Raw genomic sequence first — 17,530 nt, forward strand, 5'->3', positions numbered from 1 at the left:
GGCCAGCGCGCCCTGCCGGTCGGCCGATTCGCCGCCGCTGCTGAGGGCGATCTGCAGGGCAAGGGCGCCGATGAGGACGTACACCACACCCCGTGCGACGAAGCCCGCCCGCCCCGCGGCAGTCAGCGTCTCGTTCTGGGTGGCACGGGCCGCGGACTTCACGGCCTGGCCGCGCCCTTGCGTGTTGGACGACGTCACGATGTCCTCCCCATGGCGTGGACGCGCGATACGCGTCCACCGCCCCCGAGTGCCCCAGGCCGGGGGCTTGATGCGCGCACTCGGCGAGCGACGGCCGGAGCCGTACCAGCTGGGTCATCGGTCATCGTCCGGGGCGTCACCGGCGGAGTTGTCCGGCATCAGGGCCGTCGTCGCCGGGCCCGCTGTTTCAAGGCCTGTGCCACGCGGGGGAGTTCCTCGTGTAGCAGGCGGCCCACCAGTGCACCGCCGTAGACGACGACGCCCACACCGACCAGCCAGGACTGGACGACCAGGACGGTTCCGAAAGGGCCGTAGGTGACGGCACTGGATGCGATCAGTGGTGAGAAGACGAGACGGGAGAAGACCCGAAGGCCGAGCAGCCCGAGCGCCGTCGCCGCTGCGCCGGGGAGCAGGGCGCTCCAGGCGATCCGCCCGCCGAGCAGTATCCGTTGGGACCACCAGAAGAACAGGACGGCGCTCAGCGTCGCGGCCAGCGTGCCGGCCGACGAATGGCGCCACAGCGTGGTGGTGGCGGTCAGGTACAGGGATCCGACGAGCACGGCGAGCCACAGCACCTGCCGCCATCTGGCGTACCAGCGGGCCGGAGGCAGCTCCCAGACCTTCTCGTAGCCCATCTGCACCGCCGCCCCGAAGGTCAGCCCGAAGACGGCGAGGGCGGCAAGACCGAACGCGGTCGTGGTCTCAAGTACCTGACCGGGCCGGGCGAACAGCTCCCCGATCTCGTCCCTGGCCGCCCTCGACACACCGAGCCCGTCCCCCAGCCACTGCGCGAACCCCCGCCCGTGCTCCGGATCGGCCGCGGAGACAACGATCAACAGGGGGACCAGGGTGAGAAACCCGAGCGCCGCGAAGCCCAGCGACCTCGGCCCCAGTTCGATCTCTCTGCTCCGCCGCCATCCCCGCTCGGCCGGCGAATCACGGAACACACGGCACAGCCGTGCCGACAGGGACGAGCTGTCCGCAGCCCCGGAAGACTTCTTCAGCATGCAATCACCGACAGCCGTGCACGCGTGCCGTCACCGCCGCTCCAGCGCGCGAAGGCGCCACAACGCGCCACGCCACTCGCACCGTATCGCCTCGGGAAGTTCCTGGCCCTTCGTGGTGGCGACCAGGGCCGCGGCCACGTCGCGGAGTTTGACGTTGCAGTGCTGCGACACGTCCACCAGCAGGCCCCAAGATTGCTCACTGGAGCACGGCGCCAGGACCATCACCATGCCGGGCGCCTGGTCGATCACCGCACGGCTTTCCAGCGCCTGCTCCAACTGCTCGTTCCTGGCGCGTAGTTCGAGGACCTCGACAGCCAGGGCCGCATCTCCCGCCGCGGTCACAGCCCTCAACAGAGGCTGTTCTTCATGGAGCGTGGTCATGTGGTGCATGGTGCGTACCTCACAACGCAGTCCTCACAACGCAGCCGTCCGTTCCATAGGCGGTCAGCGGCGCGCCAGTCGCCGCTCACCGGCTCCGCCGGGCCGGCAGCGCAGACCGTAGTGCTTGAAGACCGCTTCCTCCCGGTCGGCGGGCAGCACGTCCTCGTTGCCGATCGAAGGAGCCTGCTTCACCAGCGGTCCCACCCAGCCGGCCTTGAGTCGGACGTCTCACCTGTCGCTCGCGAGTCGCGCCCCCGGTCCTCCGCGTAGAGCCGCCGCAGTGCGTGCCGCAGAGCCCGCTGCATCAGCCGTGGGAGCGGCTCGCCCTCCCAGGCGGCGACCACGGCCACGGCTACGTCCGGAAGTCTGGTGTTGCACTGCCGTGCCATGTCCACCAGCAGATTCCTGGCCGGCTCGCGGCGGCACGGGGCCAGGACCATCACCATGCCGCAGGCTTGATCGATGACCGGACGGCCGGCCAGCGCCTGTCGCAGCTGATCGATCTCGGCGCGCAGCGCCACGACATCCTGACCCGCCGGGTCCTCCGCAGAGGTCTCGGCCGTCAGATCCCACCAGTGCTTTCGGAGCATGGTCGTGCGGTACATGGCATCCACCTCTCCACGATGTCCGCGTGCCCGGAACGGCTGAAGCCACCCCGGAACTCTGGATATCGGGCAACTTCATCGGTCACCCGCGATGTTCATGGTCCCGACGGTCCTTGCGCCTCCAGCGCGCCCGGTGCTGACGGCTGGAGAGGCGATCCCAACGGTCCCGGTAGCGCCGGTGCTCCCCGAGATCGGACCCGCCGCGCCGGCCTCCGGCGCGATCGCGGCCGTAGCGGATGGCTCCGAAAGACCAGCACGGCCATCCACCAGAGGGGGTTGAGGAACCCGAAACCGAACAAGATCAGGGCGACGATGAGAAGCAGAACGAACATGGCGGGCCTTCCCGGAGCGGGACAAGACATCGCTGCCGGGGGCCGGGGCCTGCTCGAACAGCGTAGCTCTGCCCCAAGGTTGCGGATAGCGCCCCGTGTAACGGTCTGCCAACCGGAACGGATGGCCACTTGACATCTGTCCAGGGAGCGCGGCGAGGGCTAACGTGCCCGGTACGGCCCGAGCCCCCGGCAGCGTCGATCACCTCTCGCGCTCCTTCGAGGGCGCACCTCGCGCATCAGTGCCGGAACTCGCACCCGCCCCCACGGACTGCTCCCGCCGTCGCCACGCCGTCCCGGCACGGCCTCGATGCGCCCCAGACGGGCAACGTCCACCGCCCGCCGCATCGCACGCATCCCACCGCAGGTGGCCCGCATGTACGTACTCATCGTTCCGGCAGCGGACAACGCCACTGGCGCCACGGCGGCGATGTCCTCGTACTTCCACACCTCGGGAAGCTCGTCGAGCAGGTGCTGCAGCACCACGTCACTCAATTGATCCGCTCGGGGTGCGAGGCCCCGAGGGAGATTGCTGAGGAAGACATGGGCGTCCGTACCCATAGTCACAAGGTACCCCCAGCCTGGTCGACGGGCCGTGCCCACCGCCTGGCCGACGGTGGACGCGCTCGCCCACCATCGGCCAGGCCGTGGGGCAGCCGATCACGGGGTGTGACCGGCGCGGCGGAGGACAGGGCGCAGGGCCTCGATGACGCCGGGGTCGTCCACCGTGGAGGGGATGGGTTCGTCGTGGCCGTCGGCGATGCCGCGCATCGTCTTGCGCAGGATCTTTCCCGAGCGGGTCTTGGGCAGGGCGGCCACGACCGTGACGTCCTTGAGGGAGGCGACGGCGCCGATGCGTTCGCGTACGAGCTGGACGAGTTCGGCCTCGACCTCGCTCGGTTCGCGGTCGATGCCGGCTTTCAGGACGACGAAGCCGCGCGGTACCTGTCCCTTCAGGGCGTCGGCGACGCCGATGACGGCGCATTCGGCGACGTCGGGGTGGGCGGCCAGGGCCTCTTCCATGCTGCCGGTGGACAGCCGGTGGCCGGCGACGTTGATGACGTCGTCGGTGCGGCCCATGACGAAGACGTAGCCGTCGGCGTCGATGTGGCCGCTGTCGCCGGTGAGGTAGTAGCCGTCGTAGGCGGAGAGGTAGGAGGCGACGTAGCGGTCGTCGTCCTTCCAGAGAGTGGGGAGCGCGCCGGGCGGAAGGGGGAGCCGCACGACGATCGCACCGTCGACCCCCGCGGGCACCGGCTCGCCCGAAGCGTCGAGGACGCGTACGTCCCAGCCCGGCAGCGGGCGGGTGGGGGACCCGGGCTTGAGAGGAGCGGCCTCGATGCCCACGGGGTTGGCGACGATGGGCCAGCCGGTTTCGGTCTGCCACCAGTGGTCGATCACCGGGATGCCCAGCAGATCGCTCGCCCAGTGATAGGTCTCGGGGTCGAGGCGCTCGCCGGCGAGGAAGAGGTGGCGCAGGCCGGTCAGGTCGTAGCCCGCGGTGAGGGTTCCCTTCGGGTCCTCCTTGCGGATGGCCCGGAAGGCGGTGGGCGCCGTGAACATCGTCTTGACCCGGTGCTCGGCGGCAACCCGCCAGAACTGACCGGCGTCCGGGGTGCCGACCGGTTTGCCTTCGTACAGGACCGTCGTGGCGCCGGCCAGCAGGGGTGCGTAGACGATGTACGAGTGCCCGACGACCCAGCCGACGTCGGAGCCGGTGAACATCGTCTCGCCCGGGCCCACGTCGTAGACGGCACCCATCGACCAGTGGAGGGCGACCGCGTAGCCACCGCAGTCACGCACAACTCCCTTGGGTTTTCCGGTCGTTCCGGACGTGTAGAGGATGTAGAGGGGATCGGTGGCGGGGACGGGAACGCAGTCGGCCGGCGGCGCGGCGGCGACCAGGTCGCCCCAGTCGAGATCGTCGGGCCCCAACTCGGCGCGCTCCTGTGGGCGTTGCAGGATCACGCTCTTTTCCGGCTTGTGGACCGCGAGTTCGATGGCCTGGTCGAGCAGGGGCTTGTATGCGATGACCCGCTTGCCCTCGATGCCGCAGGAGGCGGACACGACCACCTTGGGGGCGGCGTCATCGATGCGGAGGGCGAGTTCGCGCGGGGCGAACCCGCCGAAGACGACCGAGTGGACCGCGCCGATGCGTGCGCAGGCCAGCATCGCGACGGCGGCCTCGGGGACCATCGGCATGTAGATGACCACGCGGTCGCCGCGCCCCACGCCGAGCTGCGCGAGTGCCCCGGCGAAGGCCGCCACCTCGTCCCTCAGCTGCGCGTAGGTGTAGGTGCGCCGGGTCTCGGTCACGGGGGAGTCGTAGATGAGGGCGGGCTGTTCGCCGCGGCCGGCCTCGACGTGCCGGTCGAGCGCGTTGAAGCAGACGTTGAGCCGCCCGTCGGGAAACCAGCGGTAGAAGGGTGCGCCCGAGGAGTCCAGGGCGCGCCGCGGAGTGACATCCCAGTCGATGCCCTCGGCCGCCTTCAGCCAGAAGCTCTCCGGGTCCTCGGTACTGGAGCGGAAGACGTCCTCGTACGTTCCCATCGCGCACTCCTTTGTGGCTTCGAGGGACGGTGGTGGGGCTGCTTGCGGAACGGTGTCGGACACAAGTACCGCATGCCGGCCGGCATGGTCGAGCAGGATGCCGGAGACCGGCGGACCGGTCGCCGACATGGCGGTGGTGCGGCGGCCCGGCCGTCAACAGGCCCGCCGTCAGGTACGGCTTCTGCTCACGTGCCGAGGTGCTTGCGCAGCCACTGACCCATCTGCTGGATTGCCTGGTCCACCTCGGGTACGCGCCCGGCGCCCAGGACGAACGAGTGCTGCCCTTCGGGCATCGGGTGGACCTCGGAGGTGACCTTGAAGTCCGCGAGGCGGCGGCCGAGTTCGGCGCCGTCGTCGGCGAGGGTCTCGTACTCGCCGTAGTGGACGGTCGTGGGCGGCAGGCCGGTCAGATCGGCGTTCGCGATGCTGATCGCGGGGTCGGTGAAGTCCACGGCGGGGTCCTGCAGCCAGGCTCCTCGGAAGAGCTCGAGGGTGTTCCTGCTGAGCATCTTGTCGTTGTCTTCGTTCTCGTCCACCGACGCGTTCTGGATGGTGAGGTCGGTCCACGGTGAGACGCTGACGATCGCGCCCGGCGTCGCCTCGCCCTTCGCGAGCAGGCGCAGCGGGAGCATCACCGCGAGCGTCCCGCCGATCGAGTGGCCCGTGCTGCCGATGTTCCGCGGCTCGTAGCCCTGCGAGAGCAGCCACCGGTAGGCCGTCTCGGCGTCGTCGAGCTGCGCGGGGTAGGGGTGTTCGGGCGCCAGGCGGAAGTCCACGACGAGGGAGCGGGCTCCGGCGGCCTTGGCGATGTGGCCGGCGGCCTTGCGGTCGGAGTGCATGGAAGCGGTGACGGATCCGCCGAAGTGGAAGTGGAGCAGCGCCCGGTCGGGGTCGGCACCCTCGGGGATGGCCCACAGGGCGGGGACGCCGTTCGCGTCGACCTCCGCGTAGGTGACGCCTTCCGGCTCGGTCGACGCCTTGTGGTTCGAGTCGACGATGTCGCGGATGACGGCCAGGTCGAGGCCGGGTGTCGACGACTTCGCGCTCACGCTCGCGAGGAACTCCGCGAACTCGTGTGCCTCTTGGCTTATTCCCATGGTGGTACTCCTTCTTGGACGGGCGCCGTGCCGGGTTCCCGCGCGGCGGCCGGGTCGATGTACTGGTCATGACGCTACTTTCTGAGTATAAGAAAGTAAACTCAGGTGAGGCCGGAATCACCTCGTGGATGCGTGGAGGCCCATTACGGGGCATCGGGTATGGATTCTTCAGGGCGCCTGCCGGGCGGGTCGCGACCTGTGGACCGGACCGCCCGGGGGTCGGTGGGGCGAGTGCGTGCGACGCGCCTGTGGGCGGCGTCCGCGCCGGCGATCCGGGGATTCTGCCGCCGCGTCCAGGCTTGACTTCGGTGCAGTCGCGTGGCGGTGGGTGCGGGCGCGACAGCCGGGCGCCGGTATGCCCTGCCCGCATCGCGCGGGCTCGCCTGCCTCGGCCGGCCGCACCGGTAGGTCTGTCGGATTGCCGGGCAACTGGTCAAGCCGACGGGGACGGTGGCGATCCGGCCGCCGGGCTGTCCCGTGTCTGCGACCGTGGAGGCGTACAGGACTTCACGGACGAGAAGGCGTGCTTGTGGCAGTCCTGGGGCCCGTTGGGCTGGGCCGTCATTGCACACCAGGCATCAGCGACTGCACGGGTGCTACTCGTCGAGGAACTGAAGGGCGTGCTTCAGGGAGCGCTCGGGGTACTGGGACTGCGCTCCATGCCCGGCGTTGGGGTAGATCGGCAGTTGAGCGTTCGGGATGTTCCGGCGTTGAGGGCGACGACGCCGTAGTGCGTGCTCATGAGGTGCCCCCTTTCCGGGGGTGATGGTTGGCTCGTGGAGCGAGTGGTCATGCGGCGCGGTGGTGGGGCGCCAGGGTGGCGTGGATCTGGTCGCGGATGTCGGCGATGACGGCTTCGTCGCTGCGGTGCAGGTACACGGTGGCGGTGGTGCTGAGGTGGATGATCGCGGTGATCACCCGCGCCTGCGTTGCCGCGTCGGCGGCTTCGATGTGGTCGTCATGAGTGAGCAGGCCGGTGATGCCGTCCTCGAGGCGGCCGGCAAGGGCGAGACCCTCATGCCGGTAGGGCTCGACCGGGTCGCCGAAGACGAGCTCGTGCAGGTATGTGCGGCCGTTCTCGACGTGCTCCCTCACGCACTCCACCACGGGACGGATGAGAGCGACGACTGGCTCCAGCACGCCCTGCTTGTCGACGGCGTCCGCGGCGGCGAGCCCGACGTCGATGGCGGCGGCGAACTTCTCGTTCTGCACCATGATCAGCAATTCGGCCTTCGTGGACGCGTACAGGTAGAGCGTCCCGATCGCGACGTCGGCTCGGTCGGCGATCTGCTGCGTCGTGACCCCGCCGACGCCGTGTTCGGTGAACAGCTCGCGGGCTGCGGTCATGATGCGCTCGCGCTTGGCCTGTTTGGCCAGCTCGCGGCGCCCGATCGGCATGTGACCGCTTCCCATGGGGACCTCCCTTGACAAAAATTCTGAGTGGACTCATAGTTGAGTGTACTCGGATTGATTGAGTGAGGTGAGACCTCAGGCGCCGCGCCGAATTGGCCGACCTGGTCTCAAACCTGAATAAATCGGACTAAGGCAAGGAGTGACACCTCATGAGGGCGTTCGTCGTCACCAAGTACAAGGAGCCGCTGCAAGAGGCGGACGTCCCCGAGCCCACCGTCGGGGAGCACGACGTGCTGGTGCGGGTGGAGGCCGCCGGGCTGAACCCGCTGGATGAGAAGATCCGCGCCGGTGAGTTCAAGCAGATCCTGCCCTACAAGCTGCCGCTGATCCTGGGCAACGATGTCGCGGGCACCGTCATCGGCGTCGGGAAGGCGGTTCGCGGCTTCCAGCTCGGAGATGAGGTCTACGGCCGGCCCGACCAGGGCCGCATCGGCACGTTCGCCGAGCGCATCGCCGTCGCGGAGGGCGACCTGGCGCTCAAGCCCGCGTCGATCAGCATGGAAGAGGCGGGTTCGCTGCCGCTGGTGGCGCTCACGGCGTGGCAGGCGCTGGTGGAACGCGGGAAGGTGCGGCCCGGGCAGAAGGTTCTCATCCACGCCGGCGCCGGCGGGGTCGGTTCGATCGCGATCCAGCTCGCCGCTCACCTCGGTGCGAGCGTCGCCACGACCGCCAGCGGCTCCAACGCGCACTTCGTGCGCGCGCTCGGCGCGGACACGGTGATCGATTACCGCACCCAGGACTTCGAGCAGCTCCTGACCGGCTACGACCTGGTGTTGGACAGCATCGGTGGGGAGACTCTCGAGAAGTCCCTGCGGGTGCTCAAGCCCGGCGGCAAGGCCATCGGGATCGCCGGTCCCCCGGAGCCCGCTTTCGCGCGCGAGGCCGGCCTGAACCCGCTGCTGCGCCTGGCGGTCGCAGGTCTGAGCCGCAAGATCCGCAAGCAGGCGAAGAAGCTCGGCGTGACGTACGAGTTCCTGCTCATGCGCGCCGGCGGCGACCAGCTCCGCCAGATCACCACCCTCATCGACCAGGGCGTGGTGCGCCCGGTCGTGGGAAAGGTGGTCCGTTTCGACGAGACCCCGCGGGCGCTGCAGTCCCTGTCCCAGGGCGGCATCCGCGGCAAGGCCGTCATCGGCAACAGCTGACCCGCCGCAACCGCGACGGGCGACACGACACAGACCAGGAGAATCCGTCATGAGCAGCACCGACACCCCGAACGAAGCCGTCATCACCTCCTACGCGAAGGCCCCGGCCCGCACCGTCAGCGCCGGCGGCGTCACCTACGCCTACCGCGAGCTGGGACCGAAGGGCGGCATCCCCGTCGTCTTCTTCGTCCACCTCGCCGCGACCCTGGACAACTGGGACCCCCGCATCGTCGACCCCGTCGCGAAGGGCCGTCACGTCATCGCCTTCGACAATCGCGGTGTCGGGGCATCCACCGGCCAGGTGCCGGACAGTGTCGAGGCGATGGCCGATGACGCCTACACCTTCATCAAGGCGCTCGGGTACGACAAGATCGACGTCTTCTCCTTCTCCCTCGGCGGCATGGTCGCCCAGGCCCTGGTGGTGAAGCATCCCGAGCTCGTCCGCAAGCTCGTCCTCACCGGCACCGGGCCCAAGGGCGGCAAGGACATGGACAAGGTCGTCGGAACCACCTACTGGGACATCCTGCGCGCCACCTTGACCCGCTCGGACCCCAAGGAGTTCCTGTTCTTCAACCGCAACGCCACCGGCAAGGCCGCCGGGCACGCGTTCGTCAATCGGCTCAAGGAGCGCACCGTGGACCGCGACGCGGAGATCAAGGTCAAGGCGTTCCAGACACAGCTGAAGGCGATCAAGAAGTGGGGGCGCTCCGGCCCCGACGACCTGTCGTCGATCACGCAGCCCACCCTGATCGCCAACGGCGACAACGACCGTATGGTGCCGTCGGTCCTGTCGGAGGACCTGCACCGGCGCATCAAGGACAGCCAGGTGATCATCTACCCCGACTCCGGGCACGGCGGCATCTTCCAGTACCACGACGAGTTCGCCCCCGTGGCGGTCGAGTTCCTCGCCCGATGACAACCGCCTGACCAGGAAGAGAAGGGCAACACCATGAGCACGTCACCGGCCGTCGCACCCCTGGAAGTGAAGAAGCGCCTCACCTCCTCGATCCTGCTGTGGGTGCGGACCGATCAGCCCCGCCAGACCGGCATGGACCACTGGAAGGGCCCGCACTCAGGGATCATCTCCGCCACCCCGGGCCTGGAGGAGTACCGGCAGATCCACCTCGCCGAGCACAACCCGGGCCGGTGGCCGGCCACCGACGGGGTCCAGACCGCGATCCCCGCGGACCGGAAGATCGACGGCGTCGCGGAAGTCACCTTCCGATCGGTGCTTGCACCCCTGAAAGGGCGCGAGCAGACGAAGCTGGCCTACGCCGACGAGATCAACGTGTTCCGCCGCACCCTGCTCTACGCCGGCCCGCCGAACTCCTCTCGGTGGTACGACGTCGCAGGCCCCGGACAGTCGGTCGGTGCCCGCGCTCTGATCTACCTTCGCCGCAGAGACGGGGTGGGCGCCGGCGCCTTCCGGAAGTTCGTCAACGAGGAACTCGCTCCAGCGCTCGCCGGCACCGGAGTGCTGAAGGAGCTGCGCACACAGACGTTCCTGCCCTGGAGCGAAAAGCTCTGGGACACCCCGAACGTCGCCCACGACAACCCCCGTGACCAGCACTTCCATGCCTCGGTCAGCCTTGGGTTCACCGACACTGCGGCACGGGACGCCTTCTTCACCGGCGACGTGATCGAGCACCTGTCCAACCGGCTGGCACCGCAGGTCTCCGCGATCCACGCCTACGACGTCACCGCCGCCCTCACCTACGTCAAGAACGGCGACATCCTCCCGCGCTACGAGGAGTGAGCAGCGCAGAGCCAGCCATGAGCGAGCAGAGCGCCATGGATCACGGGGGCCCGGCGTGAAGAGATCACGTCGCGACCGAAGAACAAGCTCAGGCGCTCGTGCTGTGCAGGCCCGGGTAAAGCGCCTCGACCGGGCCGCTCAGAGCAGCCTTGACCCCCTGGGTCAACTCGTCGGCCAAGACCTCGTACTCGCCGGCCTCGACCGCGTCGTAGACCGTCGTCACCAGCTGCGCCGGCAGCATCTTGGGTCCGTCAGCGTGCGCGGCCATATCGGTGTCGACGTAGCCCATGTGCACACCCGTCACGTGGATGCCCATGGGTGCGAGCTCAGTGCGCAGCGAGTTGGTGGCCGACCACAGTGCGGCCTTGGACGCGCTGTATATGCCGCCGAAGGCATACCAGCTGGCAACGGAGTGCACGTCGATGAGGACCGACCCCTGCTTGCCGGCGAGGATCGGTGCGAAGGCGCGGGCAAGGAAGACCGGTCCGAAGAAGTTCGTCTCCATGTTTGCCCGGATGTCCGCCTCTGTGACGTCCAGCAGGCTCGCGCTCGGCGGGACGGCGCCCGCGTTGTTGACGAGTACGGTGACGTCCGCCGCTGCGGCGACGGCCGCGCCGATCGACGCGGGGTCGGTGACGTCCAGGGGCAGGGGGACGATGCGTTCATCGTCCCAGGCGCGGGGGAACGGGCGGTGGCGTAGACCTTGGCGGCGCCGCGAGCCAGGGCTTCGTGGACGAAGTGGGTGCCGATGCCGCCGTTGGCGCCGGTGACGAGGACGACTGCTCCGTCGAGAGAGGGTATTGGTGTTCCTTCGTTCCAAGGGGATGTGAAGTGCGTGGCTGTGCACGGATGGAGCAATGAATCCTCGCCCTGCCGTGGGAGAATGAGCGCAGCCACATTCGAGCCCACGCGGTAGTGACTGTCATCATAACTGATTGCAGTCAGAATCTTTTCCTGGAGGACACCGCCATGCCTGTCGCCTCCCAGTCGGTCGGACGGCGCGAGCGGAACAAGCGGGACAAGCTGGACCGCATTGTCGCTGCCGCCAGTGAGCTGTTCGCCGAACACGGCGTCGATGAGGTCACGACCCAGCAGATCGCCGACAAGGCCGACATCGGCACCGGGACCTTGTTCCTTTATGCCAAGACCAAGGGCGAACTCCTCCTGCTTGTGCAGAACGCCAAGTACGCCGAAGCGCTCGAGCAGGGCCGGGCGGACGCCGAGACCGTCCCAGGCGTGCTGGACGCGGTGCTGGCGATCGTCCGGCCGATCGTGGAGTGCAACCGCACCCAGATCGACAACGGACGCACCTACCTGCGAGAGATGGTCTTCGGCGACCCCGAGGAGCCCCAGCGCAGCGCAGCACTCGCCATCGTCGCGCAGACCGAAGAGGCCATCGCCGCCGCGCTGCGCCGAGACGAGCGGGTCACAGAGGGCGACGCCGCCACGCTGGCGCACATCGTGTCCGCTGTGATGTTCCTGAGCATGGCGGCGAGCGTGAACATCGCCTTGAGCGTCGAGGAGATCGTGCAGGACATCCGGAGGCAGGTCGACGTCCTGCTGCCTCGCTGAAATGTGGCCCAGCCCCAGGCCGAGGCGATCATCAGGGTGGTCGTCGGCTGCGCCATGGCTCTCATCTTGACGCGGCGGCAACTCGGCGGAGTTGGCCGATCGCCTCAAAGGCCGGCTTTGCCTGGTCCGCTGACGGCGACAGCCGCCACTGCCTGGCCGGGACCGGAAGACCTTGCCTCCCGCGCCGACGACAACAACACCAGACCCCCGCCGGTCCCTCAGTAAGCGATCAATCCGGAAGTAGTTCATCGGCCCGTTCGGCGACCTCTTGCCGTAGCGCGGCCCACAGGGCGCGCACGGCGGCGTGTGTCACTGCCTCCCGGCGGACGGCCAGGGTGATGGGGAGCCGGATGTCGATCTCGTCGGGGAGCAGTCGGCGCAGTCGCGTCCGCTGGGTCAGGAAGGCCGGTAGGACGCCGATGCCGACTCCCTGCTGGGTGGCTTCGAGTTGGGCGAAGACGTTCGTCGAGGAGAAGGCGGGGGTCATGCCGGGAAGGTGGCGCTCGATGTCGAGGTCGCCGACCTGCAGCATCGACTCGATGTAGAAGATGAGCGGGTGCTCGCGCAGCTCGGCCACCGACTCCGGCCGGCCGTACTTGGCCAGGTAGTCGTCGCAGGCGTAGAGCCCCAGCGTGTAGTCGGTGAGGTGCTCGGTCACCAGGCGGCTGCTGGAGGGAACGCCGATGACTACGGCGAGATCGAAACCGGACGGGCGCAGGGCGAGCTGCCGTGTCGCGGTGATGAGTTCGACCTGGAGCTGGGGATGGTGGCGGCGCACCCGTGCGAGGGCGGGCGTGGCGAAGGCGGTGCCGAAGCCGTCGGGCGCGCTGACGCGCACCGTGCCGTGCAGGGACGGCGAGTCCCGGCCCGCCACGGTGTCGACGACGCGGTCGATGGCCTCCTCGATCACGCGCGCGTTCTCCGAGATGGCTCTTCCGATCTCCGTCAGCGTCCATCCGTCCGTGCCGCGCTCGATGAGGCGCAGGCCGATGCTCTTCTCCAGTGCGGCGACACGGCGTGACACGGTGGTGTGGTCCACCCCGAGTGCGTCGGCGGCGGCCACCAGGCGTCCGGTACGGGAGACCGCGAGCAGGTAGCGCAGGTCGTCCGCGCGGAGTCTGCGCGGATCGATGGAGCGAGGCGAGCCGGCTGGCCGTGGAGCGGAGCTCTCGTTCGGGGAGTGGCGATGCACAGTCCCACCGTATCTGCGCTTCTGCACAGTCGGTGTGCGCCATTGGTGGTTGTTTGCACACGGTGCGGGGCCGCACAGTCGGGCCAGGGGGCGCGACATGCTCCGCTGTTCTTGCTGAAAGGACCGCCATGGTTGCCAGCCTTTCCCTCCCGCGGATCCTGCGCGTCGGCGGCGGTGCCGTCGGCGAACTGGGTGACGTCGTCGCAGGGTTGGGCCTGCACCGCCCCTTGCTGGTGACGGACGCGTTCCTTGCCGGGACCGGTGTGGCGGAGCGCCTGATGTCGACGCTGAGGGATGCCGGGCTACAGCCGTGCCTGTTCGCCGCTACCGTCCCGGATCCGACGACCGACTCGCTCGACGCGGGCCTGACCGTGCTGCGGGAACACGGGGCGGACGCGGTGATCGGGTTCGGCGGTGGCAGCCCGATGGACACCGCCAAGGCACTTGGCCTGCTGGGCGTCCAGGGCGGCCGGATGCGGGACTACAAGGCCCCGCACACGAGTCTCGGTCCGGCGCTTCCGGTGATCGCGGTCCCGACGACCGCGGGCAGCGGCTCGGAGGCCACCCGGTTCACCATCATCACCGACAGCGCGACGGACGAGAAGATGCTCTGCCCGGGGCCGGCGTTCCTGCCGGTCGCCGCCGTCGTCGACTTCGAACTGACCCTGTCGATGCCGGCCCGGTTGACCGCCGACACCGGTGTCGACGCGCTCACCCATGCCGTCGAGGCGTACGTGAGCCGCATGGCCAACCCGTTCTCCGACGGCCTCGCCCTGAACGCGATCCGGACCATCGGCCGGCACCTCCGCCGCGTCTACGCCGACGGGGCAGACCTCGTGGCCCGCGAGGCGATGATGCTCGCCGCGACCCAGGCCGGCATCGCCTTCTCCAACTCCAGCGTGGCGCTGGTGCACGGCATGAGCCGTCCGATCGGCGCTCACTTCCACGTTGCCCACGGTCTGTCGAACGCGATGCTCTTCCCTGCGGTGACCGCGTTCTCCGTGCCCGCCGCCGAGAGCCGGTACGCCGACTGCGCCCGCGCCCTCGGAGCCGCCACCGACGGCGACAGTGACGCCTTGGCCGCCGATAGGCTCGTGGAGGCGCTCCGAGCCCTGTGCCAGGCTCTTGAGGTGCCCACCCCAAGAGCCCACGGCATCGACAAGGACGAGTGGTTCCGCCTGTTGCCCCTCATGGCCGAGCAGGCGCTCGCGTCCGGGTCCCCTGCCAACAACCCCGTCGTACCGACCGTGGAAGAGATCCAGGATCTCTACGCGCAGATCTACGCCTGATCCCCGGCGAGTGAGGAACGTGATGGCCACGACAGCAGGTCCGCACGGATGGCGAGGTGACGACCGATGACTGACACCGCAGCGGTCGAGATTCTCGCCCACGTCCATCGGGGCGTCGGCCGCATCCTGCTGAACCGGCCCAAGGCGCTCAACGCCCTGACGGCAGACATGGTCGCCGCCATAGACCGCGTGCTCGCCGCGTGGGAGGACACACCGCTGTCCGCTGTGCTGATCGCCAGTACCAGCACGAAGGCGTTCTGTGCCGGGGGAGACATCCGTACGATCCGCGAGGACAGCCTCGCCGGGGATGCCGAGGCCAGTGAGCGGTTCTTCGCATCTGAGTACCGGCTCAACGCCCGGATCGCCGAGTATCCCGTGCCGGTCGTGTCGCTCATCGACGGCCTGTGCATGGGCGGCGGTCTCGGTCTGTCCGTCCACGGCAGCTTCCGCGTCGTTACCGAGCGCGCGGTGCTGGCGATGCCGGAGACCGGGATCGGATTCTTCCCGGACGTCGGGGCCAGCTACTTCCTGCCGAGGCTGCCCGGCGCGATCGGCATGTACCTGGGCCTGACCGGGCACCGGCTCGACGCGGCCGACGCGCTGTACACGGGTCTGGCCACGCACTTCGTCCCCGCAGACGGGCTTGACGCGGTCGGGGAGGCCCTGGCCGACAACCCCGGCGACCCGCTGGACGTGGTCCTGAACCGCCTCGCCGGCCGCTCCCCGGTGGCGGGCAGTGGGCTGGCGGAGGTGCGCGGGGATGTGGACTGGGCGTTCGCCGCGCCGGCCCTCGGCGAGATCGAGAAACGCCTGCGCCACCTCGAAACCCCCTGGGCGGCAGCCGCGCTGGCCGCCTTGGAGTCCGCTTCGCCGGAGAGCCTGGAGATCACTCACGCCCTGCTGGCCCGGGGCAGGCAGCACACGCTGCGAGAGTGCCTCGACGCCGAACTCGCCCTGACGCGCACGACCATCCGCACGCCGGACTTCCTGGAGGGTGTCCGTGCGGCCCTGGTCGACAAGGACCGCACCCCCAACTGGCGACGTGCGTCGCTCGGCGGGCGGACGCTGCTGTCCTGAGCATGTCTGCCCACGCATGCGGGGCGGTCCGTCCGCAGTGATCACACTCCTGACACGTTACGGGTGCGAGGGCCTGACCGCGGCTCGGGGCGTCGTGGAGCTGTGCGGCGCGTTGTGTCGCAGGATGTACGGCATGCGAGGCAGCGAGACGCCCACAGCGGCGGTTCTCCCTGACCGTAGTCGCCACTGGATCGCCGACGGCGCCGTCTTCCCTCCGGTGACCGTGCCGGACGGAGGGGCTGGGGCCGGACTGCTCTCAGTCGTTGTCGGGCACCATGGAGACCACGACCTTGCCGGCTTTGGTGCGGCCCTGCTCGACGTGCGCCATCGCCTCCAGTGTCTGGTCGAACGGGAAGGTGCTGTCGATGACCGGGCGGAGTTTCCCGCTGTCGTAGAGGGCGCCGAGTTTGCGGAGCTGGGAGCCGTTGGCCTGCATGAAGAAGAACTGGTAGCGCACGCCCAGCGCCTTGGCCTGCTTCCGCACCTTGCGGCTGAGCACGTTCATGACCAGGCCCATGAAGGAGGGCGCGCCGAGCTGCTTGGCGAAGCCGGGGTCCGGCGGGCCGACGACACTGATGGCCAGGCCGCCGGGCTTCAGTACGGTCAGCGACTTCTCGAGGTTCGCTCCGCCCACCGAGTCCAGCACGAGGTCGTAGCCGGACAGCATCTTCGAGAAGTCTTCCTTGGTGTAGTCGACGACGATGTCAGCGCCGAGGCTGCTGACCAGCTTCTCCGTGTCGGTGTTCGTGGTCGTGGCGACCGTAGCGCCGAGGTGCTTGGCGAGCTGGATGACCGTCGAGCCGAGGCCACCGGCACCGGCGTGGATGAGCACCTTCTGACCCGGCTTCACGTGGGCCTTGTCGACGAGGATCTGCCAGGCGGCCAGGGCCACCAGCGGCACTGCGGCTGCCTCGTTGAGGGTGAGGGAGGCCGGCTTGGGTGCGACGTCGTCCATGTCGATCGCGATGAACTCCGCGAAGCTGCCGATCCGCAGGTCGCGCGGACGGGCGTAGACCTCGTCGCCGACTTCGATGCCGTGTACGGCGGAGCCGACCCGAGTCACGACACCAGCCACGTCGTGGCCGAGCACGAACGGAACCTTGTACTTCAGGAGCTGCTTGAACTCCCCGTTGCGGACCATCTTGTCCAGCGGGTTGATACTGGCGGCGCTCACTTTGACCAGGACGTCGCGGTCCCCGACCGTGGGCTCGGGTACCTCTGCGGCGCGTGCGCCGTCCTTGCCGTACTTCTCGACGACGAAGGCCTTCATGCCGGCCGCCTTTCCATGTGGGTTTTCCGGTGGTCGATGTGATTCTTCGCGCAGGTCTCCTCGCGCGCCCGTTTCTCGCGTGCGGCCGGGTTGATGTGCTGGTCATGACGCTACCGGCTGAGTATGGAAAAGTAAACTCAGCTGAGGCTGGGTGCGCGACGTCTGGTACGGTCCGACCCGCTTCAGCGGCTTCGAACGCGTCCTCGGCTGTCCTCGCAACCTCCTCGCGGTGCGGCTCCGGATACTGGTGGAGGAAGGGAGGCCGCCGAGACCTGCAAAGAACCGGGCTCGCGGAGCCGGCCGAAGTACGTGATCACACCCAAGGGCATGGATCTCGTCCCGGCGGTAATGGGGCTGCTGCAGTGGGGCGACCGTTACCGCGCCGACATGGAAGGTCCGGCCGTACTGGGCGACGCCGCGGATGCTGCGCCCCGGCCCCGCATTTCGCATGAGGCCCGTCGACTGGGCTGGGCGCGGTTGCGCCAGGTGTTCGTAGTGGCTCAGTCCGCCGGGGGTGGCCGCACTGCCTGGCCTCGGGCTTGGTGGTGGGGGGGGGGGGTGCCTCTATGTCTTTCGTCAAGCGAGGCGTGGGGTTCGGGGTTCGTAGAAGGTGCCGTCGCGGAGCATCGCGAACAGCACGTTGATCCGC

General features: G+C 68.9%; 15 protein-coding genes and 2 pseudogenes. 6 read left to right on the forward strand and 11 right to left on the reverse strand.

The features are described from left to right. The 8 genes and pseudogenes from IG08_RS0151585 to IG08_RS0151620 all read right to left on the reverse strand — a co-directional run. Positions 1–198: DUF1206 domain-containing protein (locus IG08_RS0151585; RefSeq protein WP_030621425.1), on the reverse strand; the 198-nt coding region annotated here is incomplete at its 3' end. A gap of 158 nt (positions 199–356) precedes the next feature. Further along, on the reverse strand, positions 357–1,205 hold the full coding sequence (locus tag IG08_RS0151590; RefSeq protein WP_078656123.1) for a YihY/virulence factor BrkB family protein: 849 nt from the start codon (positions 1,203–1,205) through the stop codon (positions 357–359). A 30-nt stretch (positions 1,206–1,235) separates the two neighbouring features. Further along, positions 1,236–1,586 (reverse strand): ANTAR domain-containing protein, encoded by a 351-nt coding sequence (locus IG08_RS0151595; protein ID WP_234343214.1) that lies wholly within the window; start codon positions 1,584–1,586, stop codon positions 1,236–1,238. Positions 1,587–1,649: 63 nt separating this feature from the next. Beyond that, positions 1,650–1,784: pseudogene (locus IG08_RS0151600) on the reverse strand (PRC-barrel domain containing protein); the annotation flags it as partial. Next, on the reverse strand, positions 1,775–2,191 hold the full coding sequence (locus tag IG08_RS0151605) for an ANTAR domain-containing protein (protein WP_043457501.1): 417 nt from the start codon (positions 2,189–2,191) through the stop codon (positions 1,775–1,777). The pseudogene IG08_RS0151600 and the gene IG08_RS0151605, both read right to left, overlap by 10 nt. A gap of 989 nt (positions 2,192–3,180) precedes the next feature. After that, positions 3,181–5,070 (reverse strand): propionyl-CoA synthetase, encoded by a 1,890-nt coding sequence (locus tag IG08_RS0151610; protein ID WP_030621440.1) that lies wholly within the window; start codon positions 5,068–5,070, stop codon positions 3,181–3,183. Positions 5,071–5,255: 185 nt separating this feature from the next. After that, a complete protein-coding gene (locus IG08_RS0151615) occupies positions 5,256–6,167 on the reverse strand; it encodes an alpha/beta hydrolase (protein WP_030621442.1) in 912 nt (303 codons plus the stop codon). A gap of 789 nt (positions 6,168–6,956) precedes the next feature. After that, on the reverse strand, positions 6,957–7,580 hold the full coding sequence (locus IG08_RS0151620; RefSeq protein WP_030621445.1) for a TetR/AcrR family transcriptional regulator: 624 nt from the start codon (positions 7,578–7,580) through the stop codon (positions 6,957–6,959). A 149-nt stretch (positions 7,581–7,729) separates the two neighbouring features. Between IG08_RS0151620 and IG08_RS0151625 the strand changes: the two genes are divergently transcribed. From IG08_RS0151625 to IG08_RS0151635, 3 genes are read left to right on the forward strand one after another with little or no spacing between them, the layout of a single operon-like run. Further along, on the forward strand, positions 7,730–8,725 hold the full coding sequence (locus tag IG08_RS0151625) for an NADP-dependent oxidoreductase (RefSeq protein ID WP_030621447.1): 996 nt from the start codon (positions 7,730–7,732) through the stop codon (positions 8,723–8,725). A 49-nt stretch (positions 8,726–8,774) separates the two neighbouring features. Continuing rightward, positions 8,775–9,641 carry an alpha/beta fold hydrolase gene (locus tag IG08_RS0151630; RefSeq protein ID WP_030621451.1) on the forward strand — a complete coding sequence of 289 codons (867 nt, stop codon included), beginning with the start codon at positions 8,775–8,777 and terminating at the stop codon, positions 9,639–9,641. Between the two features lie 33 nt (positions 9,642–9,674). Further along, positions 9,675–10,481 carry a hypothetical protein gene (locus tag IG08_RS0151635; RefSeq protein WP_052425317.1) on the forward strand — a complete coding sequence of 269 codons (807 nt, stop codon included), beginning with the start codon at positions 9,675–9,677 and terminating at the stop codon, positions 10,479–10,481. Between the two features lie 88 nt (positions 10,482–10,569). Here the strand turns inward: IG08_RS0151635 and IG08_RS55360 are convergent. Beyond that, positions 10,570–11,282: pseudogene (locus tag IG08_RS55360) on the reverse strand (SDR family oxidoreductase). 168 nt (positions 11,283–11,450) lie between these two features. Between IG08_RS55360 and IG08_RS0151645 the strand changes: the two are divergent. After that, entirely contained in the window at positions 11,451–12,053 is a 603-nt protein-coding gene (locus IG08_RS0151645) for a TetR/AcrR family transcriptional regulator (RefSeq protein ID WP_030621463.1), read from the forward strand. Positions 12,054–12,282: 229 nt separating this feature from the next. On the opposite strand, the gene IG08_RS0151650 is transcribed toward IG08_RS0151645, so the two are convergent. Continuing rightward, positions 12,283–13,245: a LysR family transcriptional regulator gene (locus tag IG08_RS0151650; protein ID WP_199821136.1), complete on the reverse strand. Its 963-nt coding sequence runs from the start codon at positions 13,243–13,245 to the stop codon at positions 12,283–12,285. A gap of 128 nt (positions 13,246–13,373) precedes the next feature. Here IG08_RS0151650 and IG08_RS0151655 point away from each other — a divergent pair, with 128 nt between their 5' ends. Together IG08_RS0151655 and IG08_RS0151660 are read left to right on the forward strand one after the other, a co-directional pair. Then, a complete protein-coding gene (locus IG08_RS0151655; RefSeq protein WP_030621466.1) occupies positions 13,374–14,534 on the forward strand; it encodes an iron-containing alcohol dehydrogenase in 1,161 nt (386 codons plus the stop codon). Between the two features lie 66 nt (positions 14,535–14,600). Then, positions 14,601–15,611 carry an enoyl-CoA hydratase/isomerase family protein gene (locus IG08_RS0151660; RefSeq protein ID WP_030621469.1) on the forward strand — a complete coding sequence of 337 codons (1,011 nt, stop codon included), beginning with the start codon at positions 14,601–14,603 and terminating at the stop codon, positions 15,609–15,611. A 256-nt stretch (positions 15,612–15,867) separates the two neighbouring features. Here the strand turns inward: IG08_RS0151660 and IG08_RS0151665 are convergent, their stop codons facing one another. Continuing rightward, positions 15,868–16,881, reverse strand: coding sequence for an NADP-dependent oxidoreductase (locus IG08_RS0151665; RefSeq protein ID WP_030621471.1), 1,014 nt, complete (start codon positions 16,879–16,881; stop codon positions 15,868–15,870). Between the last annotated feature and the right edge of the window lie 649 nt (positions 16,882–17,530).

The organism is Streptomyces fulvoviolaceus, from assembly GCF_000718165.1.
Lineage (GTDB): Bacteria > Actinomycetota > Actinomycetes > Streptomycetales > Streptomycetaceae > Streptomyces > Streptomyces fulvoviolaceus.

Bases quoted from the DNA above. Each gene is read 5' to 3' on its own strand.
- IG08_RS0151590 (WP_078656123.1), bottom strand. From the start codon at position 1,205: ATGCTGAAGAAGTCTTCCGGGGCTGCGGACAGCTCGTCCCTGTCGGCA.
- IG08_RS0151595 (WP_234343214.1), bottom strand. From the start codon at position 1,586: ATGACCACGCTCCATGAAGAACAGCCTCTGTTGAGGGCTGTGACCGCG.
- IG08_RS0151605 (WP_043457501.1), bottom strand. From the start codon at position 2,191: ATGTACCGCACGACCATGCTCCGAAAGCACTGGTGGGATCTGACGGCC.
- IG08_RS0151610 (WP_030621440.1), bottom strand. From the start codon at position 5,070: ATGGGAACGTACGAGGACGTCTTCCGCTCCAGTACCGAGGACCCGGAG.
- IG08_RS0151615 (WP_030621442.1), bottom strand. From the start codon at position 6,167: ATGGGAATAAGCCAAGAGGCACACGAGTTCGCGGAGTTCCTCGCGAGC.
- IG08_RS0151620 (WP_030621445.1), bottom strand. From the start codon at position 7,580: ATGGGAAGCGGTCACATGCCGATCGGGCGCCGCGAGCTGGCCAAACAG.
- IG08_RS0151625 (WP_030621447.1), top strand. From the start codon at position 7,730: ATGAGGGCGTTCGTCGTCACCAAGTACAAGGAGCCGCTGCAAGAGGCG.
- IG08_RS0151630 (WP_030621451.1), top strand. From the start codon at position 8,775: ATGAGCAGCACCGACACCCCGAACGAAGCCGTCATCACCTCCTACGCG.
- IG08_RS0151635 (WP_052425317.1), top strand. From the start codon at position 9,675: ATGAGCACGTCACCGGCCGTCGCACCCCTGGAAGTGAAGAAGCGCCTC.
- IG08_RS0151645 (WP_030621463.1), top strand. From the start codon at position 11,451: ATGCCTGTCGCCTCCCAGTCGGTCGGACGGCGCGAGCGGAACAAGCGG.
- IG08_RS0151655 (WP_030621466.1), top strand. From the start codon at position 13,374: ATGGTTGCCAGCCTTTCCCTCCCGCGGATCCTGCGCGTCGGCGGCGGT.
- IG08_RS0151660 (WP_030621469.1), top strand. From the start codon at position 14,601: ATGACTGACACCGCAGCGGTCGAGATTCTCGCCCACGTCCATCGGGGC.
- IG08_RS0151665 (WP_030621471.1), bottom strand. From the start codon at position 16,881: ATGAAGGCCTTCGTCGTCGAGAAGTACGGCAAGGACGGCGCACGCGCC.